The organism is Yersinia sp. KBS0713 (genome assembly GCF_005937895.2).
GTDB lineage: Bacteria > Pseudomonadota > Gammaproteobacteria > Enterobacterales > Enterobacteriaceae > Yersinia > Yersinia bercovieri.
In genome coordinates, this window is sequence record NZ_CP042173.1 from 4,480,841 (window position 1) to 4,501,215 (window position 20,375).

Consider the following 20,375-nt stretch of genomic DNA (forward strand, 5'->3'; position numbering starts at 1 on the left):
CGGTAACGCGGGAGGCAGATAATACGCTTTCCCGCTGAAGAGTCAAGGTGTTATTTGATTTCTTTCGAACTCAAACGCGTTCTTTTCCCTTCCTGACCCGGCGAAGTTTGTTTCGTTGTTCCCGGTCAGTGGAGGCGCATTATAGGGAGTTCCTGACAGGCTGCAACCCCTAAATTGAAAAAACTTTTCAACCGTGTTTTTTTTCAGCAAATATGGGGTAATAGCCGGGTTTTTAAACAATTATTAAGCTAAACATTCAATCCCAGAGTGAATCTGTAGAGTAAAATAGAAAGATAAGAAGATAGATAGGACAAATCACCATGCAACTAAATACCCAACAACAGGCCGCCCAACGCAATCTTTCATATCTATTGGCCGAAAAAATTGGTCAGCGCATTCTCGCAGGTGAATATGTCGCCGGTAGCATACTGCCTGGCGAGATAGAGTTGGGTGAGCAATTTGGTGTTAGTCGTACTGCCGTTCGTGAGGCAGTGAAAATGCTCGCAGCAAAAGGGATGTTATTACCGCGCCCACGTATTGGCACTCGAGTTATGCCGCAAGCAAATTGGAACTACCTTGATCAGGAGTTACTGACATGGTGGATGAATCGAGAAAACTTTGATCAAGTGATGCAGCACTTCCTTATATTAAGGACATCACTCGAGCCTCAAGCTTGTGCCCTGGCGGCGGTGAATGCCAATGATAAGCAGCGGGTGCGGTTAGCCTCATTAATCGCAGAGATGCGCGAGCTATATGCTCACTTTAATCGTGAACGATGGATTGAGGTGGATGCTCAGTTTCATCAATTAATCTATGAAGCCAGCGGTAATCCATTTTTGACTTCGTTCGCCAATTTGTTTAGCTCGGTTTATCACAGCTATTTTCGCGCCATTACCGGCGATGAGGTGATTAAGCTGCAACAGCATCAGGATATTGTCGATGCGATTCTGGCAAATGATAGCCAAGGTGCTTTATTAGCCTGTCGGGTGTTATTAGCAGGGAAAGAGTAGCGGCGAGATGTTATTTATCTATATATAGATAGAGGGTACTCACACCCACTCAATTTAATCAGGACGGACAATGATAAAATCTGCGCGCAGCATGGCGGGTCTTCCTTGGATAGCCGCCATGGCTTTCTTTATGCAGGCTTTGGATGCCACCATACTGAATACGGCACTGCCATCAATCGCCGAAAGCCTCCATCGGTCGCCACTGACCATGCAATCCGCGATTATCAGCTATACCCTGACAGTCGCGATGCTGATTCCGGTAAGTGGTTGGCTAGCAGACCGTTTTGGCACCCGAAGAGTTTTCATTTTGGCGGTCTCTCTCTTTACGCTGGGGTCGTTGCTGTGTGCACTTTCAGGTTCACTGCCATTTCTGGTTGCCTCCCGCGTGATTCAAGGTGTCGGCGGGGCGATGATGATGCCCGTCGCCAGACTGGCGCTTATTCGAGCTTATCCGCGCAGTGAATTGTTGCCGGTATTAAATTTTGTCACCATTCCCGGATTAATTGGCCCTGTCATGGGGCCACTCTTGGGCGGACTACTGGTGACCTACGCCACCTGGCACTGGATTTTTATCCTTAATATACCTATCGGCATATTGGGCATTATCTACGCACGTAAATATATGCCCGACTTCACCATGCCCAAACGCGCCTTTGATTTTATCGGCTTTCTGCTATTTGGTAGCAGCTTAGTTTTGATATCCGTGAGTTTGGAAATCATGGGGCGGCCAGACATTGCCAATTATCTGCCCGCCGCGACACTGGTTGGTGGCTTATTGATGTTGCTCTTCTATATATTCCACGCCAAAGGCCATCCAAATCCATTAATTGGTTTGCCGCTATTTAAAACCCGCACATTCTCTGTTGGGATCGCCGGTAACGTGGCCTCACGGTTAGGCACCGGCTGTGTACCATTCTTAATGCCATTGATGTTGCAGGTTGGTTTTGGTTATTCCGCCATTATTGCCGGTTGCATGATGGCGCCGACTGCCATTGGTTCGATGATGGCAAAATCCGCCGTGACGCAGGTATTACGTTCATTGGGTTATCGCACAGTGTTAGTGGGCATTACCGCCATTATCGGCGTGCTGATAGCCTTGTTTGCACTGCAATCACCGGGGATGTCACCTTGGCTGATGATCTTGCCACTCTTTGTATTGGGTATGGCGATGTCAACTCAGTTCACCGCGATGAATACCATCACCTTGGCAGACTTGACCGATAACAATGCCAGCTCGGGTAACAGTGTTCTGGCCGTCACCCAACAGCTGGCGATCAGCTTTGGGGTAGCAATTAGCGCGGTGGTATTGCGGTTTTATGATGGGTTGTCGTTTGGTGGTGCTGTCGATCACTTCCACTACACCTTTATTACCATGGGCGTGGTGACACTACTTTCATCAATGGTATTCCTATTACTCAAACCCAAAGATGGCGACAATTTGATTCAGGGGCGCAATGTGAAAAAAGTCTCGCGCCCGGCAAAAAGTGAAGTTTAACGGATAGCGACCGACCCACGTTCAATTAGCTCGGGAGTGAGAACCAGCACTTGCGGTTCCGCTTCCGGGTTATTCAACCGATGAATCAGCGTATCAATTGCCAGTTCGCCAAGGTCATCTTTTGGCTGATGGATGGTCGTCAGTGGCGGTGTCATATATTGTGCAATTTCAATATCATCGTAACCAATCACCGCCATATCTTGCGGGATCGATAATCCAGCCTGATGTAACGCCTGATAAACCCCCACCGCCATGGCATCGTTGCTGGTAAAGACGGCATCGGGTGGCTCCGGCAGGGCAAGTAACTGCTTCATCGCCGCCAACCCACCACCAAATTCAAAATCACTGGCGACTTCATAACCCACAAGTACCGGTAAACCCGCGCGCGCCATGGCTTGGCGATACCCTTCCAAACGCTCTTTGGCCGGAGTTTTGTCTTGCGGACCCGCAATGCAGGCGATTCGGGTATATCCCCTGGCAATCAAATATGAGGTTGCCATTTCACCGCCAAATAGCGAGTTATCCTGAATCACATCGTTCACCCCTTCAAACGGGGCCCAGTCCATCATTATGATCGGCAATGAGGGGTAACAACGCAGAATATCCTGGGAGGGGCGGTGGCTTTCGGTGCACATCAGCAGCAAGCCATCGACACGCTTTTGCATCAAGGTTTCAATGCTACGGCTCATGCGATCAATATCGCCTTCGGTATTACACAGAATCAAACTATAACCGCGCTCATAGCAACTGCGCTCCACACCACGGACTACTTCGGCATAGAACGGGTTGCTACTGGCGGTGACCAGCATACCGATGGTGCGGGTTTGTTTGAGTTTCAAGCTGCGGGCTAGTGCGGAAGGGGCGTAGTTGAGCTGCGCGATTGCAGACTGCACTTTGTCGCGAATAGGGTCGCTAACAAAGCGGTTTTTATTAATTACATGCGAGACAGTTGAGGTTGATACGCCCGCTAAACGGGCGACATCTTTCATGGTGGCCAAAGTTATACCTGGCCTTGTAAGAAGCTATCGATCTCGGTACGCCATGGAATGGACGGTTGCGCGCCAGAGCGAGTCACGGCGATCGCGGCAGCGGCATGAGCAAAGCGCACGGCTAAGTCCATCGATTGACCTTCCAATAACGCTGTCAGTAATGCGCCATTAAATGTATCACCAGCAGCAATAGTATCCACTGCATCGACTTTGAACCCAGCAACCAATTTCCCCTTGCCCTGTTCACTGAGCCAGACACCACGGCTACCCAAGGTAATAATCACGGTAGCGATGCCTTTATCATGCAGAATTTGTGCTGCTTTCGCCGCATCATCATCCTGCTCAATATGAATACCCGTTAAGCGCTCAGCTTCGGTCTCATTTGGGGTGATCATATCCACCAGCGCTAACAGCTCGTCGGGGAGTTCACGGGCAGGCGCCGGATTGAGAATAACCTGAGTTTGATGCTGTTTTGCCAGTTTAGCGGCGGCAATCACGGTATCGAGCGGAGATTCCAGTTGCATCAGCAGTGCATCGGCAGCAATAACCTGCTGCTGATAGCGGCTAAGATATTCAGGTGTCACTGCCGAGTTGGCCCCAGCATTGATACCAATGACGTTTTCGCCCTCACCATTGACGAAAATCAGCGCTACACCGGTGGTCGTTCCCGCAACAGCCTCAATAGGGGCCGTATCAATATTATCGCTGGCTAACTGCCGGCGCACCCGTTCACCAATATCATCTTCACCCACACAGGCAATAAACGCGATTTTCGCCCCACTACGGCCAGCGGCAACAGCCTGATTAGCCCCTTTGCCACCGAAAGCAACCTTATACTGCTTCCCGATCACCGTTTCACCTGGACGCGGAAACTGCTCAATATTCAGAATATGGTCGGCATTGATGCTGCCCAAGACCACCAGCTTACCTGTTTCCATCGTATTTATTCCTTTGTCATTGAAGTTGCAGGGGGGTTAGCTAGGTTCACTCACCCGAGTCACTTACCTAAGTAAGCTCATCGGGATTAATGAGCCTCAAAGAGGCTCACCCTACGGGCTAGCATAAATGCTGTTCAAATCGGTTTTCACCGATTTGTCATTCACTTGCCGCCTACCTGCAACTCCAATTATCTTGGGTTTATTGAATGACAACTACTGATTGAATGACGATATTATTTAGTCACTAACTTCAGATCTACTGGGATAACGGCCTGGACTTTCTCGCCTTTCAATACTTTATCCGCAGTTTGGATGCCAATGACGCCAATTTGGTCCGGGCGTTGAGCGATGGTAGCACCCAGCTTGCCACTCTCAACCGCTTTGATACCATCGTCAGTGCCATCAAAACCGACCACTAACACATCCGTTTTGCCGGCAGTTTGCAAGGCGCGCAGCGCACCCAGCGCCATCTCATCATTCTGGGCAAACACTGCCTGTACAGTTGGATGAGCGGTCAGCAAGTTCTGCATGACGTTCAAGCCCTTGGTGCGGTCAAAGTCAGCAGGCTGGCTGGCCAGCAGCTGGAATTTGTTTTTTTCCATCGACTGTTTAAAGCCTTCGCCACGTTCACGAGCCGCCGAGGCCCCCGCAATCCCTTCCAGCTGAATAACTTTGGCATCACTACCCAATTTTTTAGCAATGAAGTCACCGGCCATTTTGCCGCCGAAACGGTTATCAGACGCGACGTGGCTAACCACGGTGCCGGCGTTAGCCAGACGGTCAAGGGTGATGACCGGAATCTTCGCCTGATTAGCCATTTTCACCGCATTACCCACCGCATCAGAGTCAGTTGGGTTAATCAGCAGCAATTTCGTGCCGCGAACCGTTAAGTCCTGCACGTTCGCCAGCTCTTTAGCCGGGTTATTTTGTGAATCCAATACCACCAGGTTGTAGCCCAGCTTATCAGCTTCTTTTTGCGCACCCTCTTTCATTGAAACAAAGAACGGGTTATTCAGCGTGGAAACGACCAAGGCGATAGTGTCTTTTGCCAGCGCGTTAGCACTCACAGTCGCGCTCAATGCAACAACAGAGATCAAGGTAGCCAGTTTCTTCATTTTCATGGTCACAATTCCTGTAGGGAGAGAGGTTATTTGCTGCTTTTGTTATCTACCAGTACCGCCAGCAGGATAACCACTGCTTTTACGATCATTTGGTAGTAAGAGGAGACACCCAGTAAATTCAAACCGTTATTTAAGAAGCCGAGGATTAACGCGCCGATCAGGGTGCCGACGATCCGCCCTTTCCCCCCGGCAAGACTGGTTCCGCCCAGAACTACTGCGGCTATTGCATCCAACTCATAGCCAGTACCGGCCGTCGGTTGTGCTGATGATAAGCGGGCCACTTCGATAATCCCCGCCAGGGCCGCTAACAATCCACACAGTGAATAAACAATAATTTTAACTTTATCGACGCTGATACCCGAGAGCCGTGTAGCTGACTCATTACCGCCCAAGGCATAGATATAGCGGCCCAAACGGGTGTGGTGCAGCATGTACCAGGCAGCAATAAAGACGATAGCCATCAACCAGATAGGAGTGGGTATACCTAGGGGACGACCAATACCGAACCAGCCAAAGGTATCTGCCACTTCAGTAAAACCGGTATTGACTGGGCTACCATTGGTGTAAACCATGGTTACACCGCGCAGTAACAGCATCATGACCAGCGTGGCGATAAATGCCTGCACTTTACCTTTGGCGACAATCACCCCGGTAATGCCGCCAATAAACGCCCCCAATACCAATGCAGCAGCCACCGCCACCATGGCATTCACTTCTAACCCCACAATTGAGGCCGCTACCGCGCCAGTCAGCGCCAGTAGTGATCCCACCGACAGATCAATGCCGGAAGTCAGGATAACCAGCGTCATCCCCACCGCCATAATGGCATTGACGGAGGTCTGCTGAAGAATATTGAACAGATTATTAAGGGTAAAAAAGTTTGGGCTTAGTGACGAAACCACAGCAATCAGCACCAGCAGCGCAATCAGTGATTTTTGTTCTAATAGCCACTCTTTACTGAACCAGCGTTTTGTCTGGATCGTCTGGGAACTCATATCTGATTACTCCTGCTCACTAAGCTTTTGCTTATCAAAAGATTGCTTGCCGACAGCAGCTGCCATCAACACTTCTTGGGTCGCCTGTTCAATCGAGAACTCGCCGCTTAGTTGGCCCTCATGCATCACGAGAATTCGGTCACTCATGCCGAGCACTTCCGGCATCTCTGAGGAGACCAGAATGATGCTCAGCCCTTCTTGCTTGAATTGGTTAATTAACTGGTAGATCTCTTTTTTAGCCCCGACATCTACCCCACGCGTAGGTTCATCAAGGATCAGCACTTTCGGACGGGTCATCAAGCCGCGCGCAATCGCCACTTTCTGTTGATTGCCGCCGGATAACAAACCAATCGGCTGCTCCATCGAAGGCGTTTTGATATTAAATAAGCGAATGAAATCCGCGACCGCCAGTTGTTCATCTGCGTGCTTGAGCGAACCGCCCGCGCGGCTGAAATAACGTAATGCCGTCAAAGACATATTCTCTTTCACTGACATGCCCAGCACTAAGCCATCTCGTTTACGGTCTTCAGAAATATAGACGATGCCATTTGCCAAACCATCCTGCGGTGAATGGGTTACCACTTCGCGACCATCCAGCATAATAAAACCAGACTTACGCGGCAGTGCACCGTAGATGATTTTCATCAGCTCAGTACGCCCTGCGCCCATTAAGCCCGCCACGCCGAGGATCTCACCGCGATATAGAGTAAAGCTGACACTCTTCACCCCAGGGCCGCATAGCTGTTTGACCTGTAAGCGCTTTTCGCCGCGAGGCAAATTCAGGCGCGGATATTGCTCTTCTAATTTGCGGCCAACCATCATCTCAATTAGTGAGTTTTCCGTCAGCTCGCTCACCGGTTTTTCCGCGATAAACTGCCCATCACGGAAGACGGTGACGTCATCGCAAATCTCAAAAATCTCTTTTAGCCGATGAGAGATATAAACGATGCCGCGACCTTCCGCTTTCAACTCGTTAATAACGTTAAATAAAGAGGCGGTTTCAGTATCGGTCAGGGCGTCGGTTGGCTCATCCATGATGATGACTTTGGATTCAAAACTCAGCACTTTGGCGATCTCCACCATCTGCTGATCACCAATGGAAAGCTCACCCACCAGCCGGTGGCTGCTGTAATGAATATTCAGGCGCGCCAGCAGTAAATCCGCTTCGGCATACATCTTTTTCCAATCGATGCCGCCAAAACGATTAACAAACTCACGTCCTAAAAAGATATTTTCTGCGATGGTTAACTGTGGGATCAGGTTAAGTTCCTGATGAATAATGCCAATGCCCGCTTCCTGAGATGCTTTGGGGCCATTAAACACCACTTCTTGCCCCATGAAATGTTGACTGCCGGCATCCTTACTGTAGATGCCGGTCAGCACTTTCATCATGGTCGATTTTCCGGCCCCATTTTCGCCAACCAGTGCCATCACCCTACCAGGATAGACACTGAGCGCCGCACCGGAGAGTGCTTTGACGCCGGGAAAGGCTTTATCAATCCCTTTCAGTTGCAGCAAAGGTTGCATAAATGCCTCAGAAGGTTACGCCGGAGCAGAGAATGATGTTAGCAAAGGGGGAACACTCCCCGCTACGAATCACTGCCCGGCTTTGTTTGGTCTGCTCTTTAAAAGCCTCGTGGCTGATATAGCGCAGAACAATTTGGTTTCCCTGGTGTTGCTCAAGTTGTGTTAACTGGGCGAGTAACGCTTCATGGAGTTGCGGATTATTTTTAACTATCTCCTCCGCAAGGTACGCACTCTCAACCTGCATCTCTTGTGTGACCACCTCAAGAACCTGGAGGAAACCAGGAACGCCTCGTGTCAGTGCCAGATCGATACGTGTGGTGGTTGCCGGTATTGGCAGCCCCGCATCACCTATCACAACCTGATCGGTATGACCCAGGCGGGAGATAACAGCGGAAATATCAGAATTCAGTAATGCGCCTTTTTTCATTTTCTACTCCAACAGCGAAACGTTTCGCTAATACTGAGTTTAGAAAAATAGCCGCAGAAGGCAAACCCAATTTGATGAAATTGTGATCGCCATCGAAACGTTTCGCTGAAAAAAGAGAAGTGGGAGTTATAGAGGTGAAAAAGGCCGTTATGATTAACGGCCTTTCAGGTTAAATCTCTACCTGCGTTCCAAGTTCAATGACCCGGTTAGGGGGGATTTCAAACTGATCTGCGGCGCGGAGCGCATTGCGGCTGAGGGCAATAAACAGCTTGCCGCGCAGGAACAGATACCATGGCCGCCTTGTCAGGATGAGCGACTCGTGGGACATAAAGAATGAGGTTTCCATCATCTGGCACGGTAAACCTTCCAGACCACAGCGGTGGAATACCTCCTCCACATTCGGCGTTTCGCGCCAACCATAACTCGCCACGACCCGCCAGAAGGTTGGCGAGAGCTGCTCGATGGTCACCCGCTTCACATTGTGGACGTAAGGGGCGTCCTCGGTTCGCAATGTCAGCAACACCACACGCTCATGTAACACTTTGTTGTGTTTGAGGTTATGTAGTAGTGCGAACGGAATCACATTCATCGCCCGCGACATATACACCGCCGTCCCGGTGACCCGCACTGGCGGTGATTTCTCCAATGACGCAATCATCGCTTCCAGTGAATTGCCATGTTCATGCATCCGGCGCAACAGACCGAAACGCTCGCTTTTCCAGGTGGTCATGATGATAAACATCACCAGACCCAGCGAGATAGGCAACCAACCGCCGGAGAACAACTTCAATGCGTTGGCTGAAAACATCGGAACATCAATTATCAGTAACACCACCAGCAGGCACCACACAAAGAGGCGGTTCCAGTGCCAGTTTTTCAGCGCCACAATGCAGAACAGAATGCTGGTTATCACCATGGTTCCGGTCACCGCAATACCATAAGCGGCCGCCAAATTACTGGAGCGCTCGAAGCCGACAATCACCAGAACCACCGCCAGATAGAGTGTCCAGTTAATGACTGGAATATAGATCTGGCCGGACTCCATTTCAGAGGTGTGGATGATGCGCATTGGCGGCAAGTAACCTAACCGCACCGCTTGTCGTGTCAGTGAGAAGACGCCAGAAATAACCGCCTGCGAGGCGATCACTGTTGCTAATGTCGCCAAAATTAGCAGTGGAATCAGCGCCCAGTCAGGGGCTAACAAGAAGAAGGGGTTTTTGATGGCTTCAGGGTTTTTCAGCAGTAGTGCCCCCTGCCCAAAATAGTTCAGCACTAATGAGGGTAACACCACGGTAAACCAGGCCAACCGGATAGGGAATTTACCAAAATGGCCCATATCAGCATACAGCGCTTCCACCCCAGTTATCGCCAGCACCACCGCACCAAGGGCATAAAACGATACCGCTTTATATTCCGTAAAGAAGCCGAACGCCCATTTGGGATTCAGCGCAGACAGAACTTCTGGATTCGCAATAATACTGCGTAGACCCAGCAGAGCGATGGTTAGAAACCACACCAGCATCACTGGGGCGAATAATTTACCAACACTGCCGGTGCCGTGTTTTTGAATCACAAACAGCAGGGTTAGCACTGCAATAGAGCAGGGGACGATATAGGGATCAAGCGCAGGTGCGGCGATTTCCAGCCCTTCGATGGCTGACATAACTGATATTGCCGGGGTGATGACCACCTCGCCATAAAAGAAGCTGCCGCCAATCAAACCAAGGATGACCAGTATTGAGGTGGCTCGGGAGGAGGTATTGCGCCCGGCCAAAGACATTAAGGTTAAAATGCCCCCTTCACCGGCGTTATCCGCGCGCATCACATAGGTCAGATATTTAACCGAGACTATCAGGATGAGCATCCAGAAAATCAGCGATAAAAAGCCAAACACCACATCCGGGCGGACATCAAAACCATAATGACCAGAAAAGCACTCTCTCAAGGTATAGAGCGGGCTGGTACCAATATCACCGTAAACCACCCCTATTGCTGCCAGGGTTACCGCCGATAAAGACTGTTTATGTTCTGTGCTCATAATTGATTTCTTTTTGCGAGAACATCCATAAGCTGATGCAGGTGTTAAAGAACCGCATTAGCCGACTCTGTATTCTTTATATGCCCATCAAAAGGCGCACAGTATGCACGATTTCAATGGATTGCCTACTCTTAAATAAGGCGACTAAAATAACCCAAAAGGGCCGGCCACAAATCACTGATGATATAAAAATTCTACTAATCAACGATCTATCTCATTAAGAAAAACACGCTATCCCACTAAGAAAAAGAGGATTTATTCCCTCTTATCAGGTAAAAATCAATCAACTAACGGAACATGTAGAGCAATTATGGCGCAATCATCACAATTAGCAGAAAGAATCTCCCGCTTGAGCAGTGCCCTTGAAAGTGGTCTGTATGAAAGACAGGAGGCTATCCGCTTGTGTTTGCTGGCAGCGCTCAGTGGTGAGAGTGTATTCCTGCTCGGCCCGCCGGGTATTGCTAAAAGCTTGATTGCTCGCCGCTTGAAATTTGCCTTCCGTAATGCCAGAGCATTTGAGTACCTGATGACCCGTTTTTCCACGCCAGAAGAGGTGTTTGGCCCGCTCTCCATTCAAGCATTGAAAGAGGAGGGGCGCTACCAGCGCATGACGGCCGGTTACCTGCCTGAAGCTGAAATCGTCTTTCTTGATGAGATCTGGAAAGCCGGCCCCGCCATCCTAAATACCCTGCTGACCGCCATTAATGAACGGCGTTTTCGTAATGGTGATCGGGAAGACAGTATCCCGATGCGCTTGTTAGTGACCGCCTCCAATGAACTACCGGATGCGGACAGCAGCCTGGAAGCACTGTATGACCGAATGCTGATCCGCCTCTGGCTGGATCGCGTGCAAGAGAAGCAAAACTTTCGCTCACTACTGCTCAGCCGCCAGGATGAAAATCATAATCCTGTGGCCGAAAATCTCAGCATCAGTGATGACGAGTTTTATCAGTGGCAGCCGTTAATTGATAAAATCGCCTTACCAGACCTCTGTTTTGAGCTTATTTTTCAGCTACGTCAACGGCTCAGTGCGCAAGAACAAGCGCCTTATGTCTCTGATCGTCGGTGGAAAAAGGCACTGCGCCTGCTGCAAGCCAGCGCCTTTTTCAGTGGTCGAAATGAAGTGACCCCCATTGACTTAATTTTACTGAAAGATTGCCTGTGGCATGATCTTAGCTCCCTGAAGCTGCTACAGCAGCAGCTTGAGCAGTTGTTAACTGAGCAGGGATATCAGCAGCAAAACTTATTAATGAAGCTACAGCATATTCAAGGCCAATGGTTGCAGCACCAGCAGCAACAGAGTGATCATCAGGCGCTAACCGTGACGAAACAAAGCGGTATGTTCAGCCGTAAACCACAATATGTACTGCCCGAAGCGCTAACCGATAGCACATTGACACTTTTGCTGCAAAAACCCCTTAACTTGCATGACATTCAGGTCAGTCATCTGCAAATAGAGAAAGATGCTCTTGCTCAATGGTTGAACAAAGGGGGCATATTGCGGGCAAAATTAAATGGGGTTGGTTATGCCCAATCCATTGATGCAGAAATTGATGAGCAGCTGCATATCACGGTGCTGGATGTCAGTCGCCAACCATCGATACTGTCACAGCCCGGTGCGGCGACCACCAGTGTGCCGCCAGAATTGCTGGTGGCGTTAACAGAACTGGAAAATAGCCTGACCGAGCAACGGCGATTATTCAGTCAGCATCAGCCCTGCTTGTTCACGCCATCCACCTGGTTGGCCAAAATAGAAGCCAGCCTATTGCAGGTTGCGGAGCAACTGAAGCAGCAACAACAAAAACTGCGCGGGCACTGATCGATGCTCAGCCTGGCAACACTAGATCTGCTGCTATCAATAAGTGAAAGCGAGCTTATTGAAGAGATGGTGGTGGGATTACTGGCATCACCGCAATTGGCGCTATTCTTTGAGAAATTCCCGCGCATTAAGCGGGCGTTAATGAAGGATATCCCCGGCTGGAAGCAAAACTTGCAACAGCGTATCCGTGAGGCAAAAGCGCCCCCAAGTCTGGCAAATGAGTTTGCTTTATACCAACAGAGCCAGTTGGAGAGTAGCCCGCTATTTTATGCCCACTTGCCGGATATCGTGGCACAGCTACAGCAGATGCATTCGCCCTTTGCGGCACAAGCAGACACATTGCTACAAAGCGCTGATTTAACGCGAAATCCCCAAACTGGCGATAGCCTGCAAACCCTATTTTTACAGCGCTGGCGTGTCAGTCTGACTCTACAAACCATCACCATTCACCACCAATTACTAGAGCAAGAGCGGGAGCAACTACTAGCTGAATTACAGCAGCGATTGGCGCTCAGCGGTGCATTGGAACCCATATTGGCAACCAATGACGGGGCTGCCGGCCGGCTTTGGGATATGAGTCATAGCCATTTACAGCGCGGTGATTATCAGTTGTTGCTGCAATATGGCGATTTTCTGCAACAACAGCCGGAATTGCAGCAATTAGCGGAGCAGTTGGGCCGTAGCCGCAGCGCCAAAGCACAGCCCACACCAGATGCCCGCTACGAGCCTTACACCCTGATGGTGCGCCAACCCGATACGGTGCCAGAAGAGGTCAGTGGTATTCATCAGAGCAATGATATTTTGCGATTACTGCCCACTGAGCTGGTGATGTTGGGGATGAGTGAATTGGAATTTGAGTTTTATCGCCGCTTACTGGAACGGCGCTTGCTCACCTACCGCTTGCAGGGTGATAACTGGCAGGAAAAAACCTTACAGCGGCCGGTTAGCCTTAAAAGCAACGACCAACAACCCCGTGGCCCTTTTATCATTTGCGTTGATACCTCAGGCTCCATGGGGGGATTTAATGAGCAGTGCGCCAAGGCATTTTGCCTGGCACTGCTACGTATTGCGCTGGCGGATAATCGCCGCTGCTACATCATGCTATTTGCCACAGAAATCATTCACTACGAGTTATCGTCAGCCAGTGGTATCGAGCAGGCAATTCGTTTTCTTAGTCAACATTTTAGTGGCGGTACTGATCTGGCCGCTTGCTTAGCCAGCACCCTTGGTAAAATGGAGGAGCGAGAGTGGCATGACGCTGATGCAGTGATCATTTCAGACTTCATTGCCCAACGCCTGCCTGACGAATTGATCCGCAAGATAAAAATCCAGCAACAGGCCCACCAGCATCGCTTCCATGCGGTGGCGATGTCTGCCTATGGCAAGCCCGGAATCATGCGTATTTTTGATCACATCTGGCGTTTTGATACCGGCTTAAAAAGCCGGTTAATGCGCCGCTGGAAGCGCTAATTCAGTAGGCCAGCACCAACGTTAATCGACAGTCCCAAAATCGTCATATTAAAAACGAAGGATAATACAGATTGTAATAATACAACGCGGCGGATATCTGACGTGCCGGTGGAAACATCTGCTGTTTGCGAAGCCACACCAATGGTGAATGAGAAATAAAGAAAATCCCAATAGGAAGGGGTAGTGATCTCTTTGGGGAAAAGCAGAGGGAGGATAGTCTCCGACTTATCCCGAGGCAGATAAAATAAGTGGGCATAATGCATGGTAAAAGCGGTCGGCAATAATAGCCACGATACTAATAGCGTCATCCCCGTCAGTATTAAGTGAAATGCCTTAGCTGAACCTGACAGCTGATTTGCCGTGCTCAATTCAAATAAAATCACCAGAATACTGGCCAAACACGCCATGCTGACAATACTCAATACCATACTGGCACTTTCATCCTGCACCTTGGCTATCTTGCTGATTTTCGCTGGATTAGTCCGTAGCAGTTGCAGCCATAAAAAGAGTAAATAGAGCCAGGCTGAGACATTCCAACTCACCATTAGACGCAGTAATAAGGTGTAATGCGTTGGCAGTAGGAAATAAGTGATAATCCCCGCACTAACGGAGAACAATAATCTTGGGCGGGCATGCAAATAGTGTCTAATAGGATGAATTAGGGCCATGACGTTAGCGACCTTGCATCTAGTGATATAAAAGAAACCATGAAATGAGGCATCTCATTATGCCACCTACAGCATAGAGTAAAAACGGGCTTACGTTAAAAACCCGCTATGGCTTATGCAGCGATAGCGGGTTGGGGAAATATATATACCCAAAATAAAGGGCATTGCCGGAGTATTAGAGTAAGCCAGCCACTCTCTCGCTAATCTCTGGCCCCCACACACCACATTGAACCTGACCAATATGTTGCTGTTGCAGCAGTAACATCACTAAGCGAGATTGGCCGATGCCACCCCCGATAGTTTGCGGCATTTCGCCATTCAGCAGTGATTGGTGCCACTCCAGTTTCAGACGATCTTCATCAGCAGTCAGAGCCAACTGACGTTTCAGCGCCTCGGCATCAACACGAATCCCCATGGATGAAATCTCAAAAGCGTCCTCCAGTACCGGGTTCCAGACAATAATGTCGCCATTCAGCCCGGTAAAACCTTCCGCGCACGGCGACGTCCAGTCATCATAATCCGGAGCACGCACATCGTGAGATTGACCATCAGCCAATTTACCACCGATACCTATCAGAAATACTGCACCCAGCTCTTTGGCGATAGCACGTTCGCGGCCTTTGGCATCTAAATCAGGGAAGCGAGAACGCAGGGTTTCGCTATGCACAAAGTGAATCTGTTCTGGCAAGAAAGGTTTGATGCCGAACTCGGCGCTAACAGTGGCTTCCGTCTCTTTTATCGCGGCATAAATTTTGTTAACGGTGGACTTCAGGTAAGCCAGGTTGCGTTCGCCATCGCTCATTACGCGCTCCCAGTCCCACTGATCGACATACACAGAGTGAATAGCACTCAGGCGATCTTCATCAGGGCGTAATGCTTTCATATGGGTGTACAGACCTTGATCAGCGCCAAAATCAAAGCGACCCAAGGTCTTACGTTTCCATTTAGCCAATGAATGTACAACCTCAAAAGTTGCATCTGGCAAGGTTTTCACTTTTACCTGAACCGCTTTTTCTGAACCAGAAAGGTTATCTTGGGTGCCATCACCCACACGGCTCAGAATCGGTGCCTGAACTTCAATCAGACCCAGTTGTTGTTCCAACTGGCGAGAAAAAAAGGATTTTACGAAGCTAATTTGTTGTTGTTTTTGGATAAATTGTTTTTTCATTGCCGTTATCTCAATTCGTTATTGTTTATTATGCTAATTAGGTTGTGCCGTTTGGCTTGTCATCGATTAAGCAACAGAATGGGCACTAAACTCAATATCCAATAACAAATATTGCCTTTTCACTTTTGATCATTCATTTTTATGGTGCTTTAATTAAATAATCGACAAAAAAAGGGGGCTAATATGGGTGAAATTTATCAAATCGATAATCTCGATCGCGGCATCCTAAACGCATTAATGGAAAATGCGCGCACACCTTACGCTGAATTGGCGAAAAACTTTGGTGTCAGCCCAGGCACCATACATGTGCGGGTGGAGAAAATGCGTCAGGCAGGAATCATCACAGCGGCTTGCGTTCACGTTAATCCAAAACAGCTGGGTTATGACGTGTGCTGTTTTATCGGCATTATCTTGAAAAGTGCGAAGGACTACCCGTCAGCGCTGAAAAAATTGGAAGGTTTAGAAGAAGTTGTCGAAGCCTATTACACGACAGGCCACTACAGCATCTTTATTAAGGTGATGTGTAAATCGATAGATGCGCTCCAACAAGTACTTATCAACAAGATCCAGACTATTGATGAGATCCAATCCACTGAGACACTAATCTCCCTGCAAAACCCCATCATGCGTACCATTGTGCCTTAAACCTTAAATAGCTATACCCACATTATCCACAGGTAGATCCCAGCTGATTCACAGCGTACAATACCAGTTCATTACTTCGGTTGGGTTCTTTATGGCTGACATTACCTTGATCAGTGGCAGTACGCTCGGCAGTGCTGAATACGTTGCTGAACATTTAGCTGAAAAATTAGAAGAAGCGGGTTTCACCACAGAAATGCTTCATGGTCCTGGATTAGACGAACTAACACTTGATGGCATGTGGTTAATCGTCACATCGACCCATGGCGCAGGCGATCTGCCGGATAATCTTCAACCATTATTAGAACAGATCGAAGAACAGAAGCCGGATCTCTCTCAGGTACGCTTTGGCGCTGTTGGTTTGGGTAGTTCTGAATATGACACTTTTTGCGGTGCCGTAAGACGGTTAGATCAGCAGTTGATCGTTCAGGGAGCAAAAAGGTTGGGTGACATTTTAGAAATTGACGTCATTCAACATGAAATTCCGGAGGATCCAGCAGAGGTTTGGGTTAAAAATTGGATTAATTTACTCTAATTTGCTTAAAGATCACGCGAACGAATGTGTATAAGTATGCTTAAAAGCAGGGTAAAACCAGTACATATCCACATAACAACCTTGTGCTCTCCAAGTGCCTGTGCATAACATGCCATTTAGATCCCAGCTTATACGCAATAGGATCACCGATCATTCACAGCAATCGATCTTCCTTAATCCTATGATCTATCATGTGAATAATCACTTATCCACAGAGGATCACGATCCTAATAAGAGATCTAATAAAGAGATCTTTAAATAAAAAGATCTTCTTTTAATTAAAGGCGATCCTAAGCTGCTTGGTCGATCGTCTAAACTTGAGTAGAATCCCCCACCCCAGGGCAAACACAGAAATTCGCATAACGGCGAGGTGCAGTACCATGTTTTATCCAGATCAATTTGACGTCATCATCATTGGTGGTGGCCATGCCGGCACGGAAGCTGCAATGGCAGCGGCACGCATGGGACGTCAGACCTTATTGCTGACGCACAACATCGACACACTGGGGCAGATGTCTTGTAACCCAGCGATTGGCGGTATCGGTAAGGGACATTTGGTCAAAGAGATCGATGCTCTGGGCGGCCTGATGGCGAAAGCAACCGACCTCGCCGGGATTCAGTTTAGGATACTAAACGCCAGCAAAGGCCCTGCGGTAAGAGCGACTCGTGCTCAAGCTGACCGCGTTCTGTATCGCCAAGCGGTGCGTACTGCACTTGAAAATCAGCCTAACTTGATGATCTTCCAACAACCGGTAGAAGATCTGATTGTTGAAAATGATCGCGTTGTCGGTGCGATTACGAAAATGGGTCTGAAATTTCGTGCTAAAGCGGTGGTTCTCACCGTCGGTACTTTCCTTGATGGCAAAATTCATATTGGGCTGGAAAACTACAGCGGTGGTCGAGCGGGTGATCCGCCGTCAATCTCATTATCACAGCGTCTACGAGAATTACCGTTACGAGTCAATCGCTTGAAGACCGGTACGCCACCGCGTATTGATGCACGAACAATCGATTTTAGCCAGTTAGCCCCTCAGTTGGGCGATACGCCAATTCCAGTATTTTCTTTCCTCGGTAATGCTGAACAGCACCCTGAGCAGATGGCGTGTCACATCACCTACACCAATGAAAAAACGCATGAAGTGATCCGTAATAATCTGGATCGTAGCCCAATGTATGCCGGGATCATTGAAGGGATCGGGCCACGTTACTGCCCATCGATCGAAGACAAAGTAATGCGTTTTGCCGATCGTAATTCACATCAGATTTTCCTTGAACCAGAAGGTTTGACCAGTAACGAGATCTACCCGAACGGCATTTCGACCAGTTTGCCTTTCGATGTTCAGATGCAAATTGTCCGCTCAATGAAAGGGCTGGAAAATGCACGTATCGTTCGACCTGGCTATGCCATTGAGTATGATTTCTTCGATCCACGTGATTTGAAACCGACACTGGAAAGCAAATATATCCATGGCCTGTTCTTTGCTGGGCAAATCAATGGGACTACCGGCTATGAAGAAGCAGCGGCTCAAGGGCTGCTTGCGGGGCTTAATGCGGGCCGTTTCGCTAACGATGAAGATGGATGGTCACCTCGTCGCGATGAAGCTTACCTTGGCGTGCTGGTGGACGATTTAAGCACCCTGGGAACAAAAGAACCCTATCGTATGTTTACCTCACGGGCTGAGTATCGCTTGATGCTACGTGAAGATAACGCTGATTTACGCCTGACTGAGATGGGACGCAAATTAGGGCTGGTTGATGATGAACGCTGGGCGCATTTCAGCAAAAAAATTGAGCAAATCGAAAAAGAACGTCAGCGTCTGCGTGATATCTTGGTACATCCTCTCTCCGAGAACGTATCTGAAATCAATGAGTTACTGAAAGCACCTTTGTCAAAAGAAGCTAACGGTGAAGAGTTGCTGCGCCGCCCTGAAATTGACTACCGCTTGTTGATGACATTGCCCTCTTTTGGCCCCGCATTAACTGATCCGCAAGCTGCGGATCAAGTTGAAATTCAGGTCAAATATGAAGGTTATATTGCCCGTCAGCAGGAAGAAATTGAAAAACAGCTACGCAATGAGAACACGCTATTGCCGGTGGATCTTGATTATCAACAAGTGTCTGGCTTGTCGAATGAAGTCATTGCTAAGCTGAATGATCATAAACCTAACTCTATCGGGCAAGCTTCACGCATTTCAGGAATTACCCCAGCGGCTATCTCTATTTTGTTAGTTTGGCTGAAAAAACAGGGGTTGTTACGCCGTAGTGCATAACAATCAATATCTGGCTGTACAGCGGAGAGTTAGCGGTACAGCCAGATTGTGCTCGATTTTCAGCGCACAACGAACGATTCAAACAGCTGCTAAGCTAGATTATCATTCCTCATATCGGCCCTTTACATACTGACTAAGCATTTTTTGGTCAGGGGAAATTGTTGTGTTAATAAAATTAAATTCTCTGCTCAACGCCGCAGACATTGAGTTACCCGATCAACAAAAATTACAACTGATAGGCTATGTGGAACTGCTGCATAAGTGGAACAAAGCCTATAATCTGACTTCTGTTCGTGACCCACAGCAAATGCTGGTCCGGCATATTCTGGACAGCATTGTGGTTAATCCGCACTTGCAAGGTCGTCGGTTTATCGATGTTGGCACCGGTCCAGGGCTTCCTGGTATACCACTAGCCATTGTGCGCCCTGATTCACACTTTACCTTGCTCGATAGTCTGGGTAAGCGCGTGCGCTTTCTCCGGCAGGTACAACACGAATTGGGGTTAAGTAATATTGAGCCGGTACAAAGCCGGGTTGAGGAGTTCGCCGCAAACCCCCCCTTTGATGGCGTAATAAGCCGTGCATTTGCATCACTACAAGATATGCTGTCTTGGTGTCACCATCTGCCAGCCAAACCTGAGGGGCGATTTTATGCGCTTAAAGGGGTAAGGCCCGATGATGAATTAGCGACACTGCCCGCAGGAATAACCCTTGAGTCAGTTGTGCGTTTGCAGGTGCCTGAATTGGAAGGTGAGCGCCATCTGGTCACTCTTAAGTCAAACTAACTTTGCTATTTATCAAAAAAATGTAATAAATCCTTAGTGGGTCACTGTAAATTTATCTGATTTATTGTTTTCAATGTTGATGGATAATTATTCTATCACTCTCGTTTGAATCAATAATATTTCACGTATTGTTTACAAAATCAGCAGTAACATGTGGCATGATTATATTCAAAACGGTCGAATAATAACGTTAGTCATTACTTTGCTCATAACGTGGATCTTTTTATGTATCCGAACTGTTATAAAAATATAATCTTAAATGTCAATGGGAAGTTTTACTAAGTAGATAAGTTGTTCGATAATGTTTTAATTTTAACATTATGATTTATTAAAGTTTTTAATGGCTCTTTTGGTTAAAGACAAAGTAAAGCTTTATGCGATATAACTCAGTTTGTTTTAAATTATGTGATCCGTTACACATTTTATTGATAATAACTGGAATCGTCAGACAAATTAATGAGAGATTTATTCCGAGGCTT

Annotated in this window: 17 protein-coding genes; 8 read left to right on the forward strand and 9 right to left on the reverse strand. The window is 48.3% G+C overall.

From position 1 onward, the window contains the following. Window positions 1-320: 320 nt before the first annotated feature. A complete protein-coding gene (locus tag FFE93_RS21170; RefSeq protein WP_005271454.1) occupies window positions 321-1,010 on the forward strand; it encodes a FadR/GntR family transcriptional regulator in 690 nt (229 codons plus the stop codon). 70 nt (window positions 1,011-1,080) lie between these two features. Next, entirely contained in the window at window positions 1,081-2,505 is a 1,425-nt protein-coding gene (mdtD, locus tag FFE93_RS21175; protein WP_005271457.1) for a multidrug transporter subunit MdtD, read from the forward strand. On the opposite strand, the gene rbsR is transcribed toward mdtD, so the two are convergent. From rbsR to kup, 7 genes are all read right to left on the reverse strand, one after another. Beyond that, window positions 2,502-3,503 (reverse strand): ribose operon transcriptional repressor RbsR, encoded by a 1,002-nt coding sequence (gene rbsR, locus FFE93_RS21180; RefSeq protein ID WP_032896676.1) that lies wholly within the window; start codon window positions 3,501-3,503, stop codon window positions 2,502-2,504. The genes mdtD and rbsR overlap by 4 nt on opposite strands. A 2-nt stretch (window positions 3,504-3,505) precedes the next feature. After that, entirely contained in the window at window positions 3,506-4,432 is a 927-nt protein-coding gene (gene rbsK / locus FFE93_RS21185; protein WP_005271459.1) for a ribokinase, read from the reverse strand. 233 nt (window positions 4,433-4,665) lie between these two features. After that, on the reverse strand, window positions 4,666-5,553 hold the full coding sequence (gene rbsB, locus FFE93_RS21190) for a ribose ABC transporter substrate-binding protein RbsB (RefSeq protein WP_032896678.1): 888 nt from the start codon (window positions 5,551-5,553) through the stop codon (window positions 4,666-4,668). 26 nt (window positions 5,554-5,579) lie between these two features. Continuing rightward, window positions 5,580-6,548 (reverse strand): ribose ABC transporter permease, encoded by a 969-nt coding sequence (rbsC, locus tag FFE93_RS21195; RefSeq protein ID WP_138774636.1) that lies wholly within the window; start codon window positions 6,546-6,548, stop codon window positions 5,580-5,582. Window positions 6,549-6,554: 6 nt separating this feature from the next. Next, on the reverse strand, window positions 6,555-8,075 hold the full coding sequence (gene rbsA / locus FFE93_RS21200; protein ID WP_005271466.1) for a ribose ABC transporter ATP-binding protein RbsA: 1,521 nt from the start codon (window positions 8,073-8,075) through the stop codon (window positions 6,555-6,557). Between the two features lie 7 nt (window positions 8,076-8,082). After that, the gene (gene rbsD, locus FFE93_RS21205; protein ID WP_004875731.1) at window positions 8,083-8,502 is read right to left on the reverse strand and encodes a D-ribose pyranase; all 420 of its coding nucleotides are present in this window, start codon (window positions 8,500-8,502) and stop codon (window positions 8,083-8,085) included. Between the two features lie 169 nt (window positions 8,503-8,671). Then, window positions 8,672-10,540 (reverse strand): low affinity potassium transporter Kup, encoded by a 1,869-nt coding sequence (kup, locus tag FFE93_RS21210; protein ID WP_005271470.1) that lies wholly within the window; start codon window positions 10,538-10,540, stop codon window positions 8,672-8,674. A gap of 310 nt (window positions 10,541-10,850) precedes the next feature. Here kup and ravA point away from each other — a divergent pair, with 310 nt between their 5' ends. Both ravA and viaA read left to right on the forward strand, forming a co-directional pair. Further along, the gene (gene ravA / locus FFE93_RS21215; protein ID WP_138774637.1) at window positions 10,851-12,359 is read left to right on the forward strand and encodes an ATPase RavA; all 1,509 of its coding nucleotides are present in this window, start codon (window positions 10,851-10,853) and stop codon (window positions 12,357-12,359) included. 3 nt (window positions 12,360-12,362) lie between these two features. Beyond that, window positions 12,363-13,829 (forward strand): ATPase RavA stimulator ViaA, encoded by a 1,467-nt coding sequence (gene viaA, locus FFE93_RS21220; protein WP_049601029.1) that lies wholly within the window; start codon window positions 12,363-12,365, stop codon window positions 13,827-13,829. On the opposite strand, the gene FFE93_RS21225 is transcribed toward viaA, so the two are convergent. Further along, on the reverse strand, window positions 13,826-14,497 hold the full coding sequence (locus FFE93_RS21225; RefSeq protein WP_049601032.1) for a DUF1345 domain-containing protein: 672 nt from the start codon (window positions 14,495-14,497) through the stop codon (window positions 13,826-13,828). The two genes, viaA and FFE93_RS21225, sit on opposite strands and share 4 nt — an antisense overlap. Window positions 14,498-14,672: 175 nt before the next feature. Then, window positions 14,673-15,665 carry an aspartate--ammonia ligase gene (asnA, locus tag FFE93_RS21230; protein ID WP_049601035.1) on the reverse strand — a complete coding sequence of 331 codons (993 nt, stop codon included), beginning with the start codon at window positions 15,663-15,665 and terminating at the stop codon, window positions 14,673-14,675. Window positions 15,666-15,848: 183 nt separating this feature from the next. Between asnA and asnC the strand changes: the two genes are divergently transcribed. The 4 genes from asnC (at window position 15,849) to rsmG (ending at window position 19,896) form a co-directional block, all read left to right on the forward strand. After that, window positions 15,849-16,310 (forward strand): transcriptional regulator AsnC, encoded by a 462-nt coding sequence (gene asnC / locus FFE93_RS21235; protein WP_049601040.1) that lies wholly within the window; start codon window positions 15,849-15,851, stop codon window positions 16,308-16,310. Between the two features lie 91 nt (window positions 16,311-16,401). Then, a complete protein-coding gene (gene mioC, locus FFE93_RS21240) occupies window positions 16,402-16,842 on the forward strand; it encodes an FMN-binding protein MioC (RefSeq protein ID WP_049601043.1) in 441 nt (146 codons plus the stop codon). Window positions 16,843-17,222: 380 nt separating this feature from the next. Further along, complete coding sequence (mnmG, locus tag FFE93_RS21245; RefSeq protein WP_005271489.1) at window positions 17,223-19,112, forward strand: tRNA uridine-5-carboxymethylaminomethyl(34) synthesis enzyme MnmG; 1,890 nt, start codon at window positions 17,223-17,225, stop codon at window positions 19,110-19,112. 163 nt (window positions 19,113-19,275) lie between these two features. Further along, complete coding sequence (gene rsmG / locus FFE93_RS21250; RefSeq protein WP_005271492.1) at window positions 19,276-19,896, forward strand: 16S rRNA (guanine(527)-N(7))-methyltransferase RsmG; 621 nt, start codon at window positions 19,276-19,278, stop codon at window positions 19,894-19,896. Window positions 19,897-20,375 lie beyond the last annotated feature (479 nt).

What these genes read in the sequence shown, in the direction of transcription:
- FFE93_RS21170 (WP_005271454.1), top strand. Translation starts at nt 321, where the DNA reads ATGCAACTAAATACCCAACAACAGGCCGCCCAACGCAATCTTTCATAT.
- mdtD (WP_005271457.1), top strand. Translation starts at nt 1,081, where the DNA reads ATGATAAAATCTGCGCGCAGCATGGCGGGTCTTCCTTGGATAGCCGCC.
- rbsK (WP_005271459.1), bottom strand. Translation starts at nt 4,432, where the DNA reads ATGGAAACAGGTAAGCTGGTGGTCTTGGGCAGCATCAATGCCGACCAT.
- rbsB (WP_032896678.1), bottom strand. Translation starts at nt 5,553, where the DNA reads ATGAAAATGAAGAAACTGGCTACCTTGATCTCTGTTGTTGCATTGAGC.
- rbsC (WP_138774636.1), bottom strand. Translation starts at nt 6,548, where the DNA reads ATGAGTTCCCAGACGATCCAGACAAAACGCTGGTTCAGTAAAGAGTGG.
- rbsA (WP_005271466.1), bottom strand. Translation starts at nt 8,075, where the DNA reads ATGCAACCTTTGCTGCAACTGAAAGGGATTGATAAAGCCTTTCCCGGC.
- rbsD (WP_004875731.1), bottom strand. Translation starts at nt 8,502, where the DNA reads ATGAAAAAAGGCGCATTACTGAATTCTGATATTTCCGCTGTTATCTCC.
- kup (WP_005271470.1), bottom strand. Translation starts at nt 10,540, where the DNA reads ATGAGCACAGAACATAAACAGTCTTTATCGGCGGTAACCCTGGCAGCA.
- ravA (WP_138774637.1), top strand. Translation starts at nt 10,851, where the DNA reads ATGGCGCAATCATCACAATTAGCAGAAAGAATCTCCCGCTTGAGCAGT.
- viaA (WP_049601029.1), top strand. Translation starts at nt 12,363, where the DNA reads ATGCTCAGCCTGGCAACACTAGATCTGCTGCTATCAATAAGTGAAAGC.
- FFE93_RS21225 (WP_049601032.1), bottom strand. Translation starts at nt 14,497, where the DNA reads ATGGCCCTAATTCATCCTATTAGACACTATTTGCATGCCCGCCCAAGA.
- asnA (WP_049601035.1), bottom strand. Translation starts at nt 15,665, where the DNA reads ATGAAAAAACAATTTATCCAAAAACAACAACAAATTAGCTTCGTAAAA.
- asnC (WP_049601040.1), top strand. Translation starts at nt 15,849, where the DNA reads ATGGGTGAAATTTATCAAATCGATAATCTCGATCGCGGCATCCTAAAC.
- mioC (WP_049601043.1), top strand. Translation starts at nt 16,402, where the DNA reads ATGGCTGACATTACCTTGATCAGTGGCAGTACGCTCGGCAGTGCTGAA.
- mnmG (WP_005271489.1), top strand. Translation starts at nt 17,223, where the DNA reads ATGTTTTATCCAGATCAATTTGACGTCATCATCATTGGTGGTGGCCAT.